Source organism: uncultured Arcobacter sp., from assembly GCF_937982575.1.
In the GTDB taxonomy this organism is placed as follows: domain Bacteria; phylum Campylobacterota; class Campylobacteria; order Campylobacterales; family Arcobacteraceae; genus Arcobacter.
The window spans coordinates 249,110-268,177 of sequence record NZ_CALJLR010000006.1; the positions used below are offsets into that span (position 1 = coordinate 249,110).

19 protein-coding genes are annotated in these 19,068 nt (G+C 27.4%); 6 read left to right on the forward strand and 13 right to left on the reverse strand.

The genetic code is table 11. From position 1 onward, the window contains the following. Window positions 1–2 precede the first annotated feature (2 nt). The 6 genes from Q0617_RS06320 to Q0617_RS06345 are packed head-to-tail and all read left to right on the forward strand — an operon-like array spanning window position 3 to window position 7,379. Window positions 3–671: a class I SAM-dependent methyltransferase gene (locus tag Q0617_RS06320; RefSeq protein ID WP_298751668.1), complete on the forward strand. Its 669-nt coding sequence runs from the start codon at window positions 3–5 to the stop codon at window positions 669–671. Continuing rightward, window positions 671–2,278 (forward strand): glycosyltransferase, encoded by a 1,608-nt coding sequence (locus tag Q0617_RS06325; RefSeq protein WP_298751670.1) that lies wholly within the window; start codon window positions 671–673, stop codon window positions 2,276–2,278. The genes Q0617_RS06320 and Q0617_RS06325 overlap by 1 nt, the downstream gene beginning before the upstream one ends. Window positions 2,279–2,285: 7 nt before the next feature. Next, entirely contained in the window at window positions 2,286–3,254 is a 969-nt protein-coding gene (locus Q0617_RS06330; RefSeq protein ID WP_298751672.1) for a GDP-mannose 4,6-dehydratase, read from the forward strand. Beyond that, on the forward strand, window positions 3,251–4,630 hold the full coding sequence (locus Q0617_RS06335; RefSeq protein ID WP_298751673.1) for a glycosyltransferase: 1,380 nt from the start codon (window positions 3,251–3,253) through the stop codon (window positions 4,628–4,630). Before Q0617_RS06330 ends, Q0617_RS06335 begins: the two co-directional genes overlap by 4 nt. 4 nt (window positions 4,631–4,634) lie before the next feature. Beyond that, window positions 4,635–5,678, forward strand: a complete 1,044-nt coding sequence (locus tag Q0617_RS06340) for a glycosyltransferase family 2 protein (protein ID WP_298751674.1) — start codon at window positions 4,635–4,637, stop codon at window positions 5,676–5,678. After that, entirely contained in the window at window positions 5,679–7,379 is a 1,701-nt protein-coding gene (locus Q0617_RS06345; RefSeq protein WP_298751676.1) for a glycosyltransferase, read from the forward strand. On the opposite strand, the gene Q0617_RS06350 is transcribed toward Q0617_RS06345, so the two are convergent. From Q0617_RS06350 to cysC, 13 genes are read right to left on the reverse strand one after another with little or no spacing between them, the layout of a single operon-like run. Next, window positions 7,372–8,421, reverse strand: a complete 1,050-nt coding sequence (locus Q0617_RS06350; protein ID WP_298751677.1) for a phosphonoacetaldehyde reductase — start codon at window positions 8,419–8,421, stop codon at window positions 7,372–7,374. The genes Q0617_RS06345 and Q0617_RS06350 overlap by 8 nt on opposite strands. Window positions 8,422–8,445: 24 nt before the next feature. Then, the gene (locus Q0617_RS06355) at window positions 8,446–9,516 is read right to left on the reverse strand and encodes a thiamine pyrophosphate-dependent enzyme (RefSeq protein ID WP_298751678.1); all 1,071 of its coding nucleotides are present in this window, start codon (window positions 9,514–9,516) and stop codon (window positions 8,446–8,448) included. Then, window positions 9,516–10,784, reverse strand: coding sequence for a phosphoenolpyruvate mutase (aepX, locus tag Q0617_RS06360; RefSeq protein ID WP_298751778.1), 1,269 nt, complete (start codon window positions 10,782–10,784; stop codon window positions 9,516–9,518). The genes Q0617_RS06355 and aepX overlap by 1 nt, the downstream gene beginning before the upstream one ends. Before the next feature lie 17 nt (window positions 10,785–10,801). Continuing rightward, entirely contained in the window at window positions 10,802–11,707 is a 906-nt protein-coding gene (locus Q0617_RS06365; protein WP_298751679.1) for a LicD family protein, read from the reverse strand. Then, window positions 11,707–13,050, reverse strand: coding sequence for a fatty acid--CoA ligase family protein (locus Q0617_RS06370; protein WP_298751681.1), 1,344 nt, complete (start codon window positions 13,048–13,050; stop codon window positions 11,707–11,709). The genes Q0617_RS06365 and Q0617_RS06370 overlap by 1 nt, the downstream gene beginning before the upstream one ends. Continuing rightward, window positions 13,050–13,751, reverse strand: a complete 702-nt coding sequence (locus Q0617_RS06375) for an SDR family oxidoreductase (RefSeq protein ID WP_298751682.1) — start codon at window positions 13,749–13,751, stop codon at window positions 13,050–13,052. Before Q0617_RS06375 ends, Q0617_RS06370 begins: the two co-directional genes overlap by 1 nt. Next, window positions 13,751–14,038 carry a hypothetical protein gene (locus Q0617_RS06380; RefSeq protein WP_298751683.1) on the reverse strand — a complete coding sequence of 96 codons (288 nt, stop codon included), beginning with the start codon at window positions 14,036–14,038 and terminating at the stop codon, window positions 13,751–13,753. The genes Q0617_RS06375 and Q0617_RS06380 overlap by 1 nt, the downstream gene beginning before the upstream one ends. Before the next feature lie 8 nt (window positions 14,039–14,046). Continuing rightward, window positions 14,047–15,069: a pseudaminic acid synthase gene (pseI, locus tag Q0617_RS06385; RefSeq protein ID WP_298751685.1), complete on the reverse strand. Its 1,023-nt coding sequence runs from the start codon at window positions 15,067–15,069 to the stop codon at window positions 14,047–14,049. Beyond that, entirely contained in the window at window positions 15,066–15,623 is a 558-nt protein-coding gene (locus Q0617_RS06390) for a hypothetical protein (protein ID WP_298751686.1), read from the reverse strand. The genes pseI and Q0617_RS06390 overlap by 4 nt, the downstream gene beginning before the upstream one ends. Continuing rightward, window positions 15,620–16,516 carry a UDP-2,4-diacetamido-2,4,6-trideoxy-beta-L-altropyranose hydrolase gene (gene pseG, locus Q0617_RS06395; protein ID WP_298751688.1) on the reverse strand — a complete coding sequence of 299 codons (897 nt, stop codon included), beginning with the start codon at window positions 16,514–16,516 and terminating at the stop codon, window positions 15,620–15,622. Before pseG ends, Q0617_RS06390 begins: the two co-directional genes overlap by 4 nt. After that, a complete protein-coding gene (gene pseF, locus Q0617_RS06400) occupies window positions 16,513–17,214 on the reverse strand; it encodes a pseudaminic acid cytidylyltransferase (protein WP_298751689.1) in 702 nt (233 codons plus the stop codon). Before pseF ends, pseG begins: the two co-directional genes overlap by 4 nt. Continuing rightward, window positions 17,207–18,340 (reverse strand): UDP-4-amino-4,6-dideoxy-N-acetyl-beta-L-altrosamine transaminase, encoded by a 1,134-nt coding sequence (gene pseC, locus Q0617_RS06405; protein WP_298751690.1) that lies wholly within the window; start codon window positions 18,338–18,340, stop codon window positions 17,207–17,209. Before pseC ends, pseF begins: the two co-directional genes overlap by 8 nt. Next, a complete protein-coding gene (gene cysC, locus Q0617_RS06410; RefSeq protein ID WP_298751691.1) occupies window positions 18,337–19,062 on the reverse strand; it encodes an adenylyl-sulfate kinase in 726 nt (241 codons plus the stop codon). The genes pseC and cysC overlap by 4 nt, the downstream gene beginning before the upstream one ends. Window positions 19,063–19,068: the final 6 nt, after the last annotated feature.

A 19,068-nucleotide genomic window follows, 5' to 3' on the forward strand; every position in this document is an offset into this window, starting at 1 on the left:
TAATGAAAAGATACTGCCCAATTTGTGAAACTAGCGCAGAAGAATTTAAACCTTATGGAGTAGCTATGAGAAAAGATGCTATGTGTCCTACTTGTAGATCAGTTGAAAGAGATAGATTAGTTTGGCTATATCTAACAAAACAGACAGCCATTTTAAATAATACACATATAAAAATGCTCCATATTGCACCAGAACAAATATTTCAAAAAATATTTAAAAACTTACTAAAAGATAGTTATATCTCAGCAGACTTACATGATGAAAATGCCATGGTAAAAATGGATATAACAAATATAAAATTTGAAGATAATAGTTTTGATGCAGTATATTGTAGTCATGTTCTAGAACATATTGTTGATGATAAAAAAGCTATGAGAGAGTTAAATAGAGTATTAAAAAAAGATGGCTGGGCTATTTTAAATGTTCCTATAGTTAATATAGACAAACCAACATTTGAAGATTTTTCTATTGTTGATCCTATTGAGAGAACAAAAGTTTTTGGACAAGCAGATCATGTTAGAAACTATGGTATAGATTATAAAGACCGATTAGAAGAATCTAATTTTAAAGTTAATGTAATATATCCGGATGATTTTCTATCTCCTCAAGAAAGAGAAAAAATGGGTATTGGGGATTGTGGTGAAATATATTTTTGTACTAAAGATAAGTAATGAAAGTTCTTCATTTAAATACATTTGATTATAGTGGTGGTGCAGCTCAAGGTATGTTTATATTACATAAAAAGCTTATAAATCTAGGTATTGATTCAATTTTATTAGTCCAAGATAAAGTTTTAAGAGATAATACAATTATTAAGATTTATGATGATAATGAGGTAATGATTAGAAATAATTTAGACACATTTCCAACAAGATTTTATAAAAGTGGTCTAAGAATAATGTCTAATGCATTAATAGATTCACCTACATTAATAGATAAAATTAAAGATATAAACCCAGATATTGTTCACTTACATTGGATATGCAGAGCTTTATTATCAGTAGAAGATATTGCTAAAATAAACAAGCCAATCATATGGACACTAAGAGATTGGTGGCCAATGAGTGGAGGTTGTCATCATCCACTTGATTGTAATAATTATCAAAATGAGTGTGGTAATTGTCATTTAATTAAAAGTGCTGATGAAAAAGATATTACATATCAAAATTTATTAAGAAAAAAAATATATATTAAACAAAAAAATATCACTATCATTGGAATAAGTCAACAAATGGTAAATGACGCAAAGAAAAGTTCTTTATTTAAAGATTTTGATATAAGATTAATTTACAATAATGTTGATGACACTATTTTTCATAAAATTTCTCCACAGGAAGCGAAAAATAATTTATCTATAAAAAGTAACAAAAGAATAATTTCTATTGGATCAAATAACTTAGAAGATCCACATAAAGGTTTAGACTATTTTATAAAAGCACTAGAATTAATATCTAATGAAAAATTTTTAATTTTAATTTTTGGACAAACTAATAATGAATTTTTAAAAAAAATAAATTATGATTTTTTATATTTTGGATATGTAGGTAAAACTACATTAAGAAACATTTATTGTGCTTCAGAACTATTTGTAGCCCCATCTTTATTTGAACCATTTGGCAAAACAATTGCTGAAGCAATGCTATGTGGAACACCAGCCATTTGTTTTAAAGATGCCGGAGGTCCAAGTGAAATAATTAGCCATAAAAAAGATGGTTATTTAGCTAATAAATATGATATTCAAGATTTAGCACATGGAATAAAATGGATTTTATATAATAAGAAATATAAAAACTTATCTGAAAATGCCATAAAAAAAATTGTATCTAATTTTTCAGCTACAAAGATAGCACAGGAATATATACATTTATATAAACAAAAAAGTTTAGAGAATTTAAATAAAATTACCAATAATGAATTTTGTAAAGGAATTGAATGCTTATCTAAAGTAGATAATCTAAATTTATTAGGAAATAAGCTAAATGAATTATTGTCTCCTAATAAATCTTATGTTATTTATGGCTATGGATATTTTGGTCAATATCTTCAATATATTTTAAAAAAGAGAAAAATTATATTTATAGATAAAGATTATTCAAAAATTAATAATACTAATATTTTTCATCCATCTAATATCAATAACATCAATTATGATAAACTAATTATTGCCGTGTTAAATAAATCACAAGAAATAAAAGATTATTTACAAGAGATTAAAGTACAAAGTAGTAAAATTATAGATATTAATGATTTAATTACTAATGAATTAAAAATAATTTAGGATATAGATGAAGAAAACTGCATTAATAACAGGAATAACTGGTCAAGATGGTTCATATTTAGCTGAATTATTATTATCAAAGAATTATGATGTACATGGTATCATCAGAAGAGAAAGCCTTGAAAATAGTGAAAAGATTAAAAATATATCTCAAATTGGAGATAAAATTACTTTGCATGTAGGAAGTTTAAGCGACCATCTCTCAATTTATAAGATAGTATCAAAAGTTATGCCAGATGAATGTTATCATTTAGCAGGTTCTACTTTTGTTGATTACTCTTTTGATGAAGAATTTCAAACTATAAATAATAATTTTAGTTCTACTCATTATATATTATCAACAATAAAAGAAATTAATCCAAAGTGTAAACTCTTTTTTGCAGGAACAAGTGAAATGTTTGGAGAACCAAACGAATCACCTCAAAATGAGAATACACCATTTAATCCTAAAAGTATCTATGGTATTTCAAAAGTATCTAGTCATTATTTAATTAAAAACTATAGAGAAAAAGAAAATATTTTTGCATGTACTGGGATTATGTACAATCATGAAAGTCCTCGAAGAGGAAATCAGTTTGTTACGAAAAAAATTATCACTTCTGCAGTAAAGATAAAGAAAGGATTTATAAAAGATTTGTATTTAGGTAATTTGGATGCACTTAGAGACTGGGGTTATGCTCCTGACTATATCGTAATGATGTGGAAAATATTACAACATGATTGTGCAGATGATTATATAATGGCAACAGGTAAACTTCATAGTGTTAGAGAATTTTTAGATATAGCTTTTTCATATTTAGAGTTAGATTATAAAGATTATGTAAAAGTGGATGATAGATTTTTTAGAGCAAGCGAAAAAACACCACTTAGTGGTAATACATCAAAAATTAAAGCAATTTTAGGTTTTGAGCATTCAAAAGAATTTAAAGAAATAATAATTGAGATGATAAAAAAAGAACAAGAGTTATACAAATGAAAAATATTTTATATTTAGGACATAGTTTTCACCAAAAAACTAAGTCTACACAATTTTTTATTGATATTCTTGAGAAAAATTATAATGTAGATTTTTTTTGGACATTACCTAGAGTAGCATCTATGGAAATTAAAAATAGTTATATTTGGCAAAAAGACTATGATTGCATTGTAATGTTTCAGATTCTTTTAGATGTGAATGATTTAAAACAGTTTAAATGTCAAAATATTACATTAATTCCAATGTATGATAATGAACTTAACAAAACATATTCTCAATGGAGTAAATATTATGAATATAAATTTATTAATTTCTCAAAATCCCTGTATAACAAATTGAAGATTTTAGGAATTAGACATAATATATATTTACAATATGCTCCAAATATAGTGACAGATTGTCAGAAAAAAGAATATAAAACAAAAGTAGACATCTTTTTTTGGCAAAGAAGTAAAAGTTTAAATTGGGAATTAATAAAAAAACTTATTAATAAAAGTCAAGTAAACTCAGTACACATTCATAGAATTGAAGCTAAAGAGACTAATGATTTATGGTTTCAAAAACCAAAGGAAAGTGATATTACAGAATTTAATATCACTTTTTCTAGTTGGTTTAATGATAAAGATGAATTAATTGATAAAATAAAAAACTGTGATATCTTTATTCAGCCTAGATATAATGAAGGGATAGGACAAGCATTTTTAGAAGCTATGGCTTATGGAAAATGTATAATTTCACCAGACTTACCAACAATGAATGAATATATTACTCACGGGGTTAATGGATTACTTTACAATCCAAAGGATTTAATTCCTTTGGATTTATCTAATCACAAAATTATAGGAGAAAGAGCTAGAAACACTATTTCACAAATAAAAAATATTTGGGATACTAAAGAAGAAAAAATAATTAACTTTATTGAGACATCTACCAGCAAACACAAGCATGACTTTTCTAATATAAAGAAATTAGAGACAAATCTAAAAAATGAAGAATTAAATTTTTTTTTAGATGATCTTAAATTAATAAGTGGAGTATCCTCAAAAAGTATGATATTTTCTTTACAATTAAATCAATTAGAAAAAACATTAAATTCATTAAAAAAAGAAAATGATACTATCATTTTATATGGATCAGGAACAGGTGCAAAACTTATATTAGGATTTATTCCAGAGATAATAAGTTATCTAGTTGATATTGATGATAAAAAACATGGAAATAAATTATTTGGAAAAGAGATTTTTCCCATAAAGAAATTATTTGAAAATAACAATAAAATTTTATTAAGTGTTTTTGGACGATCTATTGAAGTTATTCAATCATTAGAAGAAATTGGTATCACCCCTAATAGAATTATTTGTTTAGATTTGAGTTGATATTTTGACAAATATTAAAGTATCTGTCGTTACAGTAACTTATAATGCTGAAAGATATTTAAATAAGACCATAAAAAGTATAATTGAACAAGATTATCCAAATATAGAATATATAATAATTGATGGAGCAAGTTCAGATAATAGTGTTGATACTATAAAAGAATATAAAGAAAATATATCTTATTGGATTAGTGAACCTGACTTTGGTATTTATGATGCAATGAATAAAGGTATTGAAAAAGCTACAGGAGAGTGGATACTATTTATGAATGCAGGAGATACATTTTTCAATAGTTCAACAATAACTGACTTTATAAATAATGTAAATATTGATACTGAACTTTATAATGGTGCTATAAACTTTGTAGATGAAAATAAGATTACATACAAACCTCCTCATGGATTAGAAAAAGTTTGGGTTACTGTTCCTTGTTGGCATCAAGCAAGTTTTATAAAAACTTCACTTATGAAAAAATGTAAGTATAGTCTAGAATATAAAATTGCAGGAGATCATGATTTTTATTTAAAATGCTTTATAAATAATAACAAGTTTCAATTTACAAATAAGATAATAGCAAATATGCTAGCCGGTGGACTCCATAAACAACAAGCAAAATTAGCACAAATAGAATCTATAAAAATTATTGCTAATTATGCACCAAATATTGATTTAGTTTATGATAGTACATTTTACAAGAACTTTTCCATCAAACAACCTATTGATAATAAACTTTTATTTTCAAGACAATTTAGTCAACTTTTTAATCAATTAGAAAATATTAAAAATAACTATAAAAATATAATTTTATATGGTTATGGAACTCTAGGTAAAAACATTGAACTGCTACTAAAAGAAAAAATAGTTTATATTACAGACAGAAACACTAATATTTCACAAGAAACCAAAAAATTCATATCTATCTCTAAAATAAAGAATATCAATTTTGATATTCTTTTAATATCCGTATTAGGTAGAGAAAAAGAGATTTTAAAAAACTTAGAAAAAGAAAATGTAGACTTAAAAAAAATTAAAATATTTGAGATATAAATGCCAAAAATAAGTGTAATTGTACCAGTTTACAATGTAGAAAATTATTTAAAAGAATGTATAGATTCAATTATTGCTCAATCTTTTAAAGATATTGAAATAATATTGATAAATGATGGTTCTACAGATAATTCTTTTAATATACTAAAAGAATATGAAAAAAAAGACTCTAGAATTATCATAATAAATCAAGATAATAAAGGACAGGGTGCAGCTAGGAATATTGGGATAGATTATTCAACATCAAAATACTTATCCTTTATTGATTCTGATGATTTTATTGAAGATACTATGCTCGAAGAACTTTATTCAATTGCAGAAAAGAATAACTCAGACATTGTCAAATGCAGATATAAGAGAATAAAAGAGGATGGTACTCAAACAAGTCAATATTCAAAAATAATAACTTCAACATTTGATACAACATATTTTAAGAGCATATTGTCTTTAAAATATACATCAGTAGTATGGGATTCAATATATAAAAAAGAGTTGTTTTCTAAGAATAACTTAAAGTTCCATGATATGTATTATGAAGATATAGCTTTTATTTTTAAATTATATTTTTTTGCTGAATCTGTAACATTTTCAAACAATGTTTTATATAATTGGAGAATAAGGGAAGGTTCGATTACTAGAAGCATTGATAATAAACAAATTGATGATATATTTTCTATTTTTGATATTACATTTGACTTCTTGAATGAGTACAATTGCTATAAACAATACAAAAAAGAGTTTATTATAAGATGTTTTAAAAGAATCAATCTCTTAGTAAAAAGAACAAAAGAGTTTTCTAATAAAAGTTCTTTACCCAAATACTATAAATATATTCATAATAAAATAAAAACCTCTCCTTATTTACAAAAAGAGAATTTAGAATTTATTAAAAATAATGACCTTACTTCTTATTTAAAATATTTAGAAAATATCTCTATTATTAATTCTTATCAAAAACAATCTCCTAGTAAATTGTATAAAAAAGATATCTTAGGAATAAAACAGAATCTACTAATTGATACCTTACTTAAAGATAAACTTAAAGATACTGTTATAAAAAGAAATATAGAATTAAAAGATAGATTCAAAGATAAAACTTGTTTTATACTAGGACAAGGTTCTTCATTTCATGAATTTGACAAATCTTTATTAAAAGACCAGTTTACAATCATTTTTGGGAATCATTTCGAGTCTATTAATTCAAATGATTTTGAGCCAACTTTTTTTATAGAAAGTGATAAACTATTTCTAAATGAAAATATTTCAACCATTAAAAATATCCATACAAAATATCTTTTTCTACCAAAAAGTTATAAAAAGAGGATAAAAGAGAAAAATTCTTCTTACTATTTTTACAGTGAAGATTTTACATACTTTAACTATTTTGATAAAAATTATAGAAAAACTAAGTTCTCAAAAGATATAAGTAAAAAACTTTATATTTCAAGTTCAACTTTGCATTTATGCTTACAACTTGCATACTACTTAGGTTTTAGAAAAATATATTTATTGGGTATTGATTTAAATTATGCAAGTGAAAACCTAACTATTGATAGAGATACAACAAAATATGGTTTAAACCTGATTGTTAAAGACTTTAAAAAAGCGAAAAAAGTATTTGAAAAAGATAAAAGAGAAATTATTAATCTTTCTAAGAATAGTATTCTAAAGATGTTTAAATATGAAAAATTTTCTACATAGAAACTAAACTATTTCCAGCTCTTTGATTATTTTGTAAAGAAAACAATAAACTTTCAATTTCTTCTTTATCTATATTATAATCACTAAACTTTGTTGATATATTTAACACTTGATATATATCTCTTAATTTATTTGAACTTAACTCTCCAAATATATCAAATAATGCATTATCAATAAAATCGTATTTTCCAATAACTTTATCAATAAGCATTGGAAGAGTAAAACTACAAGCTATTCCATGAGGAATACCTTTATTAGCTGTAATATAATAACTCATAGCATGAGCAACTGCTGTTTGAGTATTAGAAAATGCTAAACCTGCATACATACAAGCTTTCATAATATTATTTCTATATTCTAAATTATCTAAGTCATTTGATAATTTTACTAAATTTTCAATTATTAATTTTGCAGATTTTATAGCATATCCTACCGTTATTGGATTCGCATTTTTATTCCAAATAGATTCAAGTGCATGAGAAAGAGTATCTAAACCTGTTTGAATAGTGATATTTTTAGGAACACTCAAAGTTAAAGTTGCATCGTAAAGTGCAACTTCACTAAAAAGTTCAGATAAATATAAAGAATATTTTTTCTTCTCTTCCATATCCCAGATTGTTGCCCATGGAGTTATCTCACTTCCCGTACCTGCTGTTGTAGGTATAGATATAGTAGGAGTTATTATATATTCTTTTTTCTCTCTTTTCCCTTTTATTATATCTTCTACAAATTGGTAATCTTTTTCTTGGTTTTGAACTGAGAAAAACTTAGAAGCATCTAGTACACTTCCTCCTCCCATAGCCAAAATCAATTCATAATCAATATTCTTTATAAAATTGTATACTTTTTTTAAATCTGTAAACTCTGGATGAGACTTTATATCACTTATAACTTCGACTATATTTGAAGTTATAGATTTAACTTTATCAACTAAACCCCTTTTAACAAAACCTTCAGAAGTAACCAATAATGTTTTTCTACCATTTATATATTTATCTAAATCTTTTAAAGATTCATTCCCATACACAATTTTTGTTGGCATATAATAAGTGAAATCCTCTTTCATTTATAATTTATTCACTTTCACTATCTTTAATGGAGGCCGTGGAGTTTCTTCATCAACTCCACATTTTACACATAAAAATTTTAAACCTGATTTAGAATCAAACTTATCTATTATCTTAGTAAAATCTTCTACTGTAACTATAAGCTCAGTAAAAACATCTAATCCAGAGCTTTTTGCGATATTTATATAATCTAAATGTTTTTGATAAGTATTTTGCCCACCTGTAGATTTATTAGACTCATTATCGAACAATATGTATGTTAAATCTATTTCATGGTTGTATCTCCCTGCCGTTGTTAATCCACCCATGTGCATCACAAATTCAGCATCACCACCACAAACAAATACTTTTTTACCTGCCATTGAAGAACCTAAGCCTAGACTTAATGCTCCCCCCATGTTTCCTGCCATATAAAAGTTGTTCGTATCTGGCATAAAACTATACATTTCTCGGGCAGTATTTCCAGTTGTCCCTATAAAAAGAGTTTGGGTATCTTTAAACTTTTCATTAAGATTGATTAAATATTTACTTCTTGGTATATACTTTGATAAATCTATAATATGTTTTTCATCTAAAGCAACTTTTGTGAAGCTATCTTTTTTAAGTATACAAATAGTATTTGTATTATCACAACTGTTTACTTGTGAAATTGCATTATTAAGATTTTCATTATCTAAGATAGTATGTTCATATCCATAGGCTTCTATTAAACTTGGCAGTTGTGTTGCTAAATGTTGATGTTGTATCTCACTATCCCCTTCTTTGTATGTTCTCCAACTTGTTAGTATAGGAAAAGTCACACCATAAGGTTTAAGTAAACTCGTAATACATGAGCCCATATTTGTAACACCTGAAGACTGCACAATAACTATAGGTTTTTTATCTGACATTTTAAGTCCAGCTGCGATGGAACAAGCTACAGCTTCACTTGCACAGGGTACATACTCTATATTTGGATTATTAATAGCTTCATTTATTACATATTTTGCAAAACTACAAGGTACTACACACAAATGAGTATAATGTTCTTTTATTAAACGATTAACAAAAACCTTTGTGTCTAATGGCATTATTTAGTTCCTGGAATCAAATCTAAAATCTCTTTAATTGAAAGGAGCTCTTTTTCTGCTTCAAAACTTCTGTCATTATCTAAAATTGATTTTGCAACATTTTTCATACCTGGGTATGCAGCTCTTAACATGTGGTTTGCGTATATTACTACATTAACTCCTGCTTTTGATAAATCTTTTGCTGTAATTTGATTATATGAAGTAGGAACAGCAATAATTGGAATATTTTCATTATATTCTCTTAGTTGTCTACAAAACTCAATTACTTCATCTGGCTCTTTTTGTCTTGAATGAATCATTATACCATCAGCTCCAGCTTCAATATAGGATTTTGCACGAGTTATCGCATCATCAATTCCCTTTTCCAATATAAGGCTCTCAATTCTTGCAATAATCATAAAATCATCAGTAATTTGAGCTTTTTTACCAGTTTGAATTTTTTGGCAAAAATTTTCTATTGTGTCTTGAGTTTGTGCTACATCGTTACCAAATAAAGAGTTCTTCTTTAATCCTGTTTTATCTTCAATTATTACAGCACTTATTCCTGTTCTCTCTAATGTTCTAACTGTAAAAGCAAAATGTTCAGCTATTCCACCTGTATCTGCATCATAAATCATAGGTTTTGTTGTTACTTCAAATATTTCATTAATTGTATTTATTCTTGTAGTTACATCGACTGCTTCAATATCAGGTTTACCTTTTGAAGTTGAATCAGTAAGTGAACTTGACCACATACCATCGTATTCTGTTCCATTTTCTGCTTTTATATTTTCAGTAATTAAACCACTTAATGCATTATGTGATTCCATAACTCGCACTATTTCTTTTGAATCAATAAGTCTTCTTAGTCTAGATCTTCTAATATCTGGAGTTGTACCTAACTCTTTTAATGACTTATTTAAAGCCGTTGATGATATACCATCAGTATAAGAAGGTTCAACTAATTTTCCACCCCATTGAGATAGCGTTTCAATAACTTGCTGTCTAGTTTTACTTTGCACCCCCTCTTTCCAGTCATCTCCATGGACAACGATATCTGGTTTTACAAGTTCAAGGTTTGGTCTATAATCAAGTGTATTTTGAGGTATAACTTCCTTTACCCCTTTAATATTCTCTATTACAACTTTTCGTTGTTCATATGTCATGTAAGGAAGTCTTTTATAACTTGCTATTGCTTTATCTGTTAAAAGTCCTACTGTTACTTCACCCAATTCAGAAGCTACTTTTAATATATTCATATGACCAGGGTGTACTAAATCTGCACTCATTCCTACATAGATTTTTTTCACATTATTTCCTTATATCCATCACCAGATTTTATAAAGTCCTCATATTTGACTTCACCTAAATTTGCATAGTCTGTCATTGTTATATCCTTTTTAGGTTTTTTCCAATCACCATATAAAAATTCCAAATACTCTTTATAACAAAAAGGAACCATTACTTTATGTTTATCCCATTCTATTATTTCATATTTATCAAAAAACTTTTGTGGAGAATACCACATTCCGCCACTAGGTAGATGAATATACCTATCATCTTTTAATTCTCTTAAACTAATTGAAATGCTAAATGTTTTGTATGATTCATGTTTAAAAAATAGTATAAAACTAACTTGTTTATTATCAACTATTTTAGATTTAATATTAAGATTAACTGGTAAGTTAATTTTTCCAATTGCATTTAGCAACCACGTTTCAAATTCAACATCTAAGGGTAGATTAACAATTGAGAAATCAACATCATCATCCCATAAAATAACATCATTATCTCTTACTATTCCAAGTAATGTCCCAAAGTCAACTAACAAAGGAATATTATCTTCAATAGCATAATAAGATAATTTTTTTATTATTTCTCTTGCCAATTCCCTTGTATTAGGATCTTCAAATGGTCTTTGTACATCTTTTATATCTTTTTTAGGAGGAATGTAAATTTTTGAAATATCAACATTTAACTCTTTTTCAAGTTGACTAGAAATCTCTTTTGCCCATTGTGAAACAATAATTATTTCATCATAATCAAAACTAGCTATTGAAGATGGAGAAGATATTATTAAATTGTCTTGATATATAGTACCCTCTTTTTCTTTATCATTATCAACTATTGCTACTACATCTAATTCACTTCCATATTTTAACAAATATTCTTTAGATCCATTGCCTGTACCAAATAATATTACTTTTTTCACTATTTCTCTTTCTTTCTTATTTTTTTAAATCTATCAGAAAAGTTTGTTTTCTCAACCAAATTTATCTTTGTAGGTATTTTATAGTTATTTAGCTTTTGTTTACAAAAACTTCTTATAAGTTTCTTTAACTCTTTTTTATCAAGCGCTTGTGAACAAACCACATCACAAACAACTGTTTGTCCTGTAATTGCATTTTGCTCGCCATAAACCATACAATCTTCTATCTCATCCATAGATAAAACAACTGATTCAACCTCAGCAGGTAGGACTTTTTCTCCACCTACGTTGATTACTTCTTTTCCTCGACCTATGATTTTTAGATAACCATCTTCTATCTCTTCAACTAAATCGCCAGTTTTAAACCAACCATCGCTTGTAAAAGAGTCCATGCTCGCATTTAAGTATCCTAAAACTTGGGTTTTACTTCTAAGCCAAAGTTCCCCTTCTACTATCTTATACTCTTGGTTTTCATCTTCTATTTTCATATACAAAGAATCAGATGATTTAGAACTTGTAGTGCTAATTCCTGTCTCACTTGTACCAAAGGTTTGTAGAAATTTTACCCTTGGAAATATCTCTTTTAGTTTTATCAAAAGTGATTCTGGCATAGCTTCAGTTCCATAAGTTATCATTCGAAGAGTTCGCAAGTTATAGTTTAAATACTCCCCTGAGATTAAAATAAGATTCAAAAATGTAGGACTAGAGGGTAATACCATGATTTTATAATCTTGGATAAGCTCACAAATTGTTTTAGCATCTCTATTTTTGGGGATGATTAGACAAGCTCCCATTGAAAAGGCATTAAATAGTGTATTTAATCCACCTATATGGTCAAACATCAAAAATACAAGCATATTCATAGCTTTTGCTCTTTTGTCTTTATATGTGCTTATTAAGTTGTCTAGATTGTGTATCATAGCTTTTGGTTTACCTGTGCTTCCACTTGAAAAAAGTACTAACCCTGAGTTATTATTCTTCTTTAGAGTTTTTATCATCTCATGGGAACTATTTACAGGTAAATTATCTATTTTTATTTCACCATCAATTTTTATACTATATTCACAAAATGATTCTTGCATATATTCGTTTTGCAAGTTTTCTAAACTTGTAGTTATGGGTACTATTATATTTTTATTATCATATAAAGCAAAAAACAAAGCTATATTTTCAAAAGAATAATCACCTAAAATAGCAACTACACTTGATGTTTCTATTTTATTTTCTAATATCTTTTTATACTCAAGGATTTTTTCTAATAAATTCTCATAAGAGTAACTCTTACCTTCAATTATAATGGCATCTAACTCCTTAAATATAGAAAATTTATCAAATAAATAATTCATCAGTTAGAAACCCCACCAAGATATATTATCTGCCCTGTTATAAAATCACTCTTTTTGCTAATAAAAAAATCAATCACATTTTTTATATCATTAAACTGTCCAAATCTTTTTATGGCTTGTTTTGCCAAAAGCTCATCTATTTTATCTTTTGGAACTGCTTTTATTAGGTCTGTTTGAACAGGTGTTGGGCCTATGGCATTTACTGTTATATTAAAAGGTGCTAGCTCTTTTGCAGAGGTTTGTGTAAAGTTTTCTATTGCTGCTTTACTTGCAGCGTATATTGCTTCCCCTTCAAGTCTAAGAGCACTTGCAACTGTTGTATAGTTTACAATTCTTCCATACTTTTGTTTCATCATCACTTTTGATACTTCTCTTGTAAAGATAAATGTACCTAAAAAGTTTGTAGCAAATATTTTTTCTACACTTGATACAGATGTTGTAAGGATATGATTCATAGATGCCATTCCAGCATTGTTTAATAAGATATCGATTTTACCAAACTCTTTTTTTACTTCTCTAATCATCTTTATAACTGCTTTTTCGTCATTTACTTCTAAAGAAAAGTGTCTATAGTTATCATGCTTTATAGAACTCTCACCCCTTGAGCAACCTATTACTATCTCACCATTTTTTAAATAGTAGTTTGCTAAAGCTTGCCCTATTCCTTTTGATGTTCCAGTTATAACTATAATTTGACTCATTACTCTTCCAAAAGTGATTTAATATAAATTGTTAGACTTTCAACACTTCGAAATGGAGAAGTTTTAGCGCTCATAGCCTTTTCATCTGCTAAAACAATATCTTTATCAAACTCATCACTAATTCGCTCTTCTAAGTCAGTTATAAAAGATACTAAAGCTAGTGAATCCATGCCATTAGTTCCATAAAGTTTTGTTTTACTTGTAGGATTCTCAAAGTTTTCATTTCCTAACTCTTCATTTAGTTCAACTAGAGTCTCACATATTATATTTTCTATTTTTTCTGTCATCTTTTCTCCTACTCTACCCTATCGCCCAAAGTATAATCTTTTGTTGCCTTTGTTCCTATTATATCTTTTTTATATTTAGGATGTTTACCATATCCTGGTCTTACACTTTTTATATTCTCTTGTGAAAAGATTTCACCTTTTTTTATATCTTTACATACGTATAAACTTCTACAAAATCTTCTTTGAGATTCTCTTTTTTCATCAAGTCGATAATCAACTCTTCCAAGAAGTTTTTCTGTATCTCTTATATCTTTTACCATCTTCGTAAATTCAACTTTATCCATTGAGAACTCACTATCCGGCCCCCCAATAGATTTATCCAAGATAAAATGTTTTTCTATAACTCTAGCTCCAAGGGTTACAGCGGCTATGGGAGCAGTACTTCCAATAGTATGATCTGAAAATCCACTTATTACTTCAAATGTTTCAGCCATATCTGGTATCATTTTCAAATTTGCCAACTCCATTGGTGCTGGATAAGCACTTGTACATTTTAAAAGTATTATCTCTTTATTTCCAACTCTTTTACAAATATTTACCACATCTTCTATCTCTTCATATGTAGCTATTCCTGTACTTATGATTATGGGTTTCATTTTAGAAGCTACATACTCTACAAGCTCATAATCAGTGATTTCAAAAGAGGCTATTTTGTAAGCACTTGGGTTAAACTGCTCTAAAAAATCAACAGAGCTTTTATCAAAAGGAGTTGAAAAAATATCCATATCAAGGCTTCTAGCATAAGAAAAAAGCTCTTCATGCCACTCCCAAGGTGTATAAGCCTCTTCATAAAGTTCGTAAAGACTCTTCCCATCCCACAATGTTCCACCATCTATCATAAAATCATCTTTTTTACAATCTAAGGTTATGGTATCGGCTCTATAAGTTTGGATTTTGATGGCATCAGCCCCGGTTTCTTTTGCCGCTTTTATTGTATCAAGGGCAGTTTTTAAAGAGCCATTATGATTTGCGCTAAGTTCTGCTACTATATATGTTTTATCTGTAGTAAAATTAAACTTTCCTATTTTCAAACGTCAACTCCCTCATAAGAAATTATCTCAAAATCAAACTTTTTAAACTGTTTCATCACTCTTTTTAAAAATGCCTTCTCTTTTGCATTTTCAAACTCATCTTTGCTCATCTTCATAGATATTATTTTATCATCTTCTTTGAAAATATTAAAGCCTAAGTTTTTGTCATAAGATATTGTATTGATATTCTCTTTTTTAACATCTAAAAATATCTCTTCTTTTTGATAAGTTTTAAAAATATATTCTAAAAAATAGAGTGGCACTAGGGATTTAATCATAATATTTGCTTCTTCTAAAAAGAAAACTCCCCATTTAATATCTTCTTTTATATTAAAAATATTTACTCCACCTATGATTTTATCTTCAAAAATTATGGCAAAAAACTTTTTATCACTATTTTTTAAGCCCTTTACAAAACTAATATGATTTACAAACTCGATAACATCTGTATCTAAAGAGACTTCTCTTATGTACTCTTTATTTCTTATGTCCAAAAGTTCTTTATGCTCTTCATTTGATAAGAGAAGATAATCTTTTAGTACTATTTTATTCATATCTTTGCCTCAAATTTTTTCAAAAAATCTTTTTTAGAAAACCTTTTCATACAAGCATATCTGTTCTTTTTTAGATACTTCATCATAAACTTTTGATTTGTAGCTGTTTGTATGGCGATAAACTCTTTATTTAAATATATTATTTCATGTAGTATTGTACTTGGACTTACTATTGCTAGGTCTATTTTATGGATTAGTTTGGCTACATTTTTACTATTTATTATTAATTTTATATTTTCAAAATCTTTTATAAACTCTTTTAGAGTCTTTATATTTTTATTTGCATTAGTTGTTAAAAGATAGATTTTTATATCTTTTTTCTTTTTTAAACTTTTTAATACTTTTAATGAAATATTATCAAAATCACTTCCCCCAAAAGCTATTAATATTTTTTTCTTTTTTGATTTATTTCTTCTTAGGTGCTCATAGTACTTAAACTCTTCTCGTATTAAAGTATATTTTTCACCACATCTTAACTCACAAGAAGGTGACACTAAATCTTTATAGTTTTTTTCTTGGGCATAAATGTTGTGATTTAACAAAATATCACAATGATGTTTTTCATAAGTATCATCAAAAACTAAAACTCTCAAGGTAGGATTTTGATTTTTAATTTCTTCCTCAACATTATAATCTATCTCATAATGGTCAATGATTAAGAAATCTATATTTAAACTCTTGATTAAAGCATCTAACTCTTCTACATCATTTGAGTTTAATATTTTTAAATCATAACCTGCTTCTAAGATTTTGCTATTTATATTTCCCTCTAAGTCTTGGCAAGCAAAAGTTATATTTGAGTTAAAATATTGCTGTACTAAAACCAAATCCCTCATGATATGCCCAATGCCAATTTTAGAAGAAGAATCAGCTCTAATTAAAATATTTTTCATGAAATTTTCTTTTGTATTTTTAAAACTTCATATAAAACTTCAGCTCTCTCCCAATCTTCTAAAGTATCAATATCTTGAACTAAAAACCTAGGAAGAACAATAGGAATTGAATCTTTACCAAACATCACATCACTAGATTGTTTATATAAGTTTTTCCAATAAAACTGCCCTGCATCTTGATAGGCTTCTTCCAAGTCTTGACTTCTTTTGGAAAAGTTTTCAGGCCAAAACATCTCACATCTGTCATCGTTGATTTTAAAAGTTCTCTGAATAGGAAAGGGCATAGAAGTTGCACTAAAAGAGTTAACAGCATCACTATTTTGAAGTCTCTCTAAGCCCTTTTGTATATACTTCACTTGTAGTAGTGGTGCTGTTGCATAGATACTACAAAGAAAATCATACTTTTCACCTTGCTTTTGCAAAAAAGACAGAGCATGTCCAATTACTGCACCTGTTCCTGTAAAATCATCACTTAATTCAACTGGTCTTAAAAAAGGAACTTCAGCCCCATACTCTTTAGCAACCTTAGCAATAGTTTCATCATCTGTAGAAACTACTACTTTATCAAATAATTTTGATTTTAATGCTGTTTCAATTGTATATGCAATAAGAGGTTTTCCAAAAAAATCTTTTATGTTTTTTTTTGGAATTCTTTTACTTCCACCTCGAGCAGGTATTATACAAATACACTTAGACATCCAACACCTCTAACATTGAAGCAATTACATAATCTTGTTCTTCAATAGACAAATTTGGATAAAGAGGAAAAGAAATAGCTTCTTTATAATACTTATCCATCATAGGGGTATTTTCAGTTCCATATCCTAAATCTTTATAATATGGTTGTTTATTAATAGGGATATAATGAAATTGTAAACCAATATTCTTTTCTCTCATTTTAGTCACAAAATCTTTTTTATCAATACCAAACTTATCAAAGTCAATATTTACAACAAAAAGATGATAAGCAGATTCATTAGTAAAATCATATATAGGTTTTACAAAATCATATTTTTCTAAAATCTCACAATACCTTTTAGCTAATACTCGTCTTTTATCTAAAAACCCATCTAATCTATTTAGTTGAGAGATTCCCAAAGCACAAGCTATATCTGTAAGCCTATAATTAAATCCCAATTCTGTCATGTCATAATGCCAAGGTCCAATTTCAGGTTTTGCTTTCATTCCATGATTTCTCAAAAGCAAAAGCTTTTCATAAAGCTCTTTTGAGTTTGTAGTAATAGCTCCACCCTCACCTGTAGTAAAACCTTTTACCGGATGAAAAGAAAAAGTTGAAATATCACTATTTAAACAAGATCCCGCTTTTACACCATCATTAATTGCCCCAATAGAGTGTGCACAATCTTCAAGAATCTTTACCTTATATTTATCTCTTAACTCTTTTAATTTCTTTTGATTTACACTAAGTCCTGAAAAATGAACCACATAAATTGCTTTTATCGAAGAGTCTTTTTTTAACTCTTCTTCACAAAGATCTAAATCTATATTTCCATCTTCACAAATATCCACAAAATTTGGTTTTGCCTTTACGTAAAGAATTGAATTTGAGGTTGCTAAAAAAGAGTTTACAGTTGTAAGGACTTTATCATTTTCCTTTAAAAGTACAAGAGAAGCCAAATGTAAAGCAGCTGTTCCATTTGAAACAGCCACACAATATTCAGCTCTAGTATATTTACAAAGAGCCTCTTCAAACTCTTTTATTTTTGGCCCAGTAGTTAAATAATCACTTTTTAAAGTTTTTACTACTGCTTCTATGTCATCATCTAAAATATTTTGTTTGCTATAGGGAATAAAATTCATCATTTTATATAATTACTCTTTATATATTTGATAATGACTTCTACAGATTCATCTATGCTTAGTTTGTCTGTATCTATTATAATTTCTGCATGCTGTGGTTCTTCATATACATCATTAACACCCGTAAAATTTTCATACTCACCCCTTAAGGCTTTTTCATATTTACCATTAATATCTCTTTTTTTACAAGTTTCAAGTTCTGCTTTAACATATACTACAATATTGTTCTTAACCATTTCTCTTATAGCTTTTCTTGACTCTGTATATGGACTTACGAATGAAGCAACAGTTGATACTGAGTTATTTTGTAAAGTTTTAATCAAATGTCCAATTCTATGCATGTGCCTATTTCTATCTTCCCTCGTATACCCAATACCAGGAATTAAATCTCTAATATCTTTAGAATCAATTCGCTCCAAAGGAATTTCAAAGTTAGATAACTCTTCATAAACTCTATTTGCCAATGTTGTTTTACCTGAAAGTGGTAATCCAGTAAACCAAAGATTAAAAGGTTCTATTTTTTTTCTTCCCCATTTTATTTTAAACCATGCTCTTTCATGTGCCCAATACAGTCCTACTTTTAAAACAGTTTCAATTACACCAGCTGCAATTGCTAAATCAAGTCTTCCAAAAAATATATAAACAATAATAATAGTTGTAGTAGTTGCAACAAATCTCCAACTAATACCTTTAGTTACTGATCTTAAATTAGTATCTCTATACATTAAAAC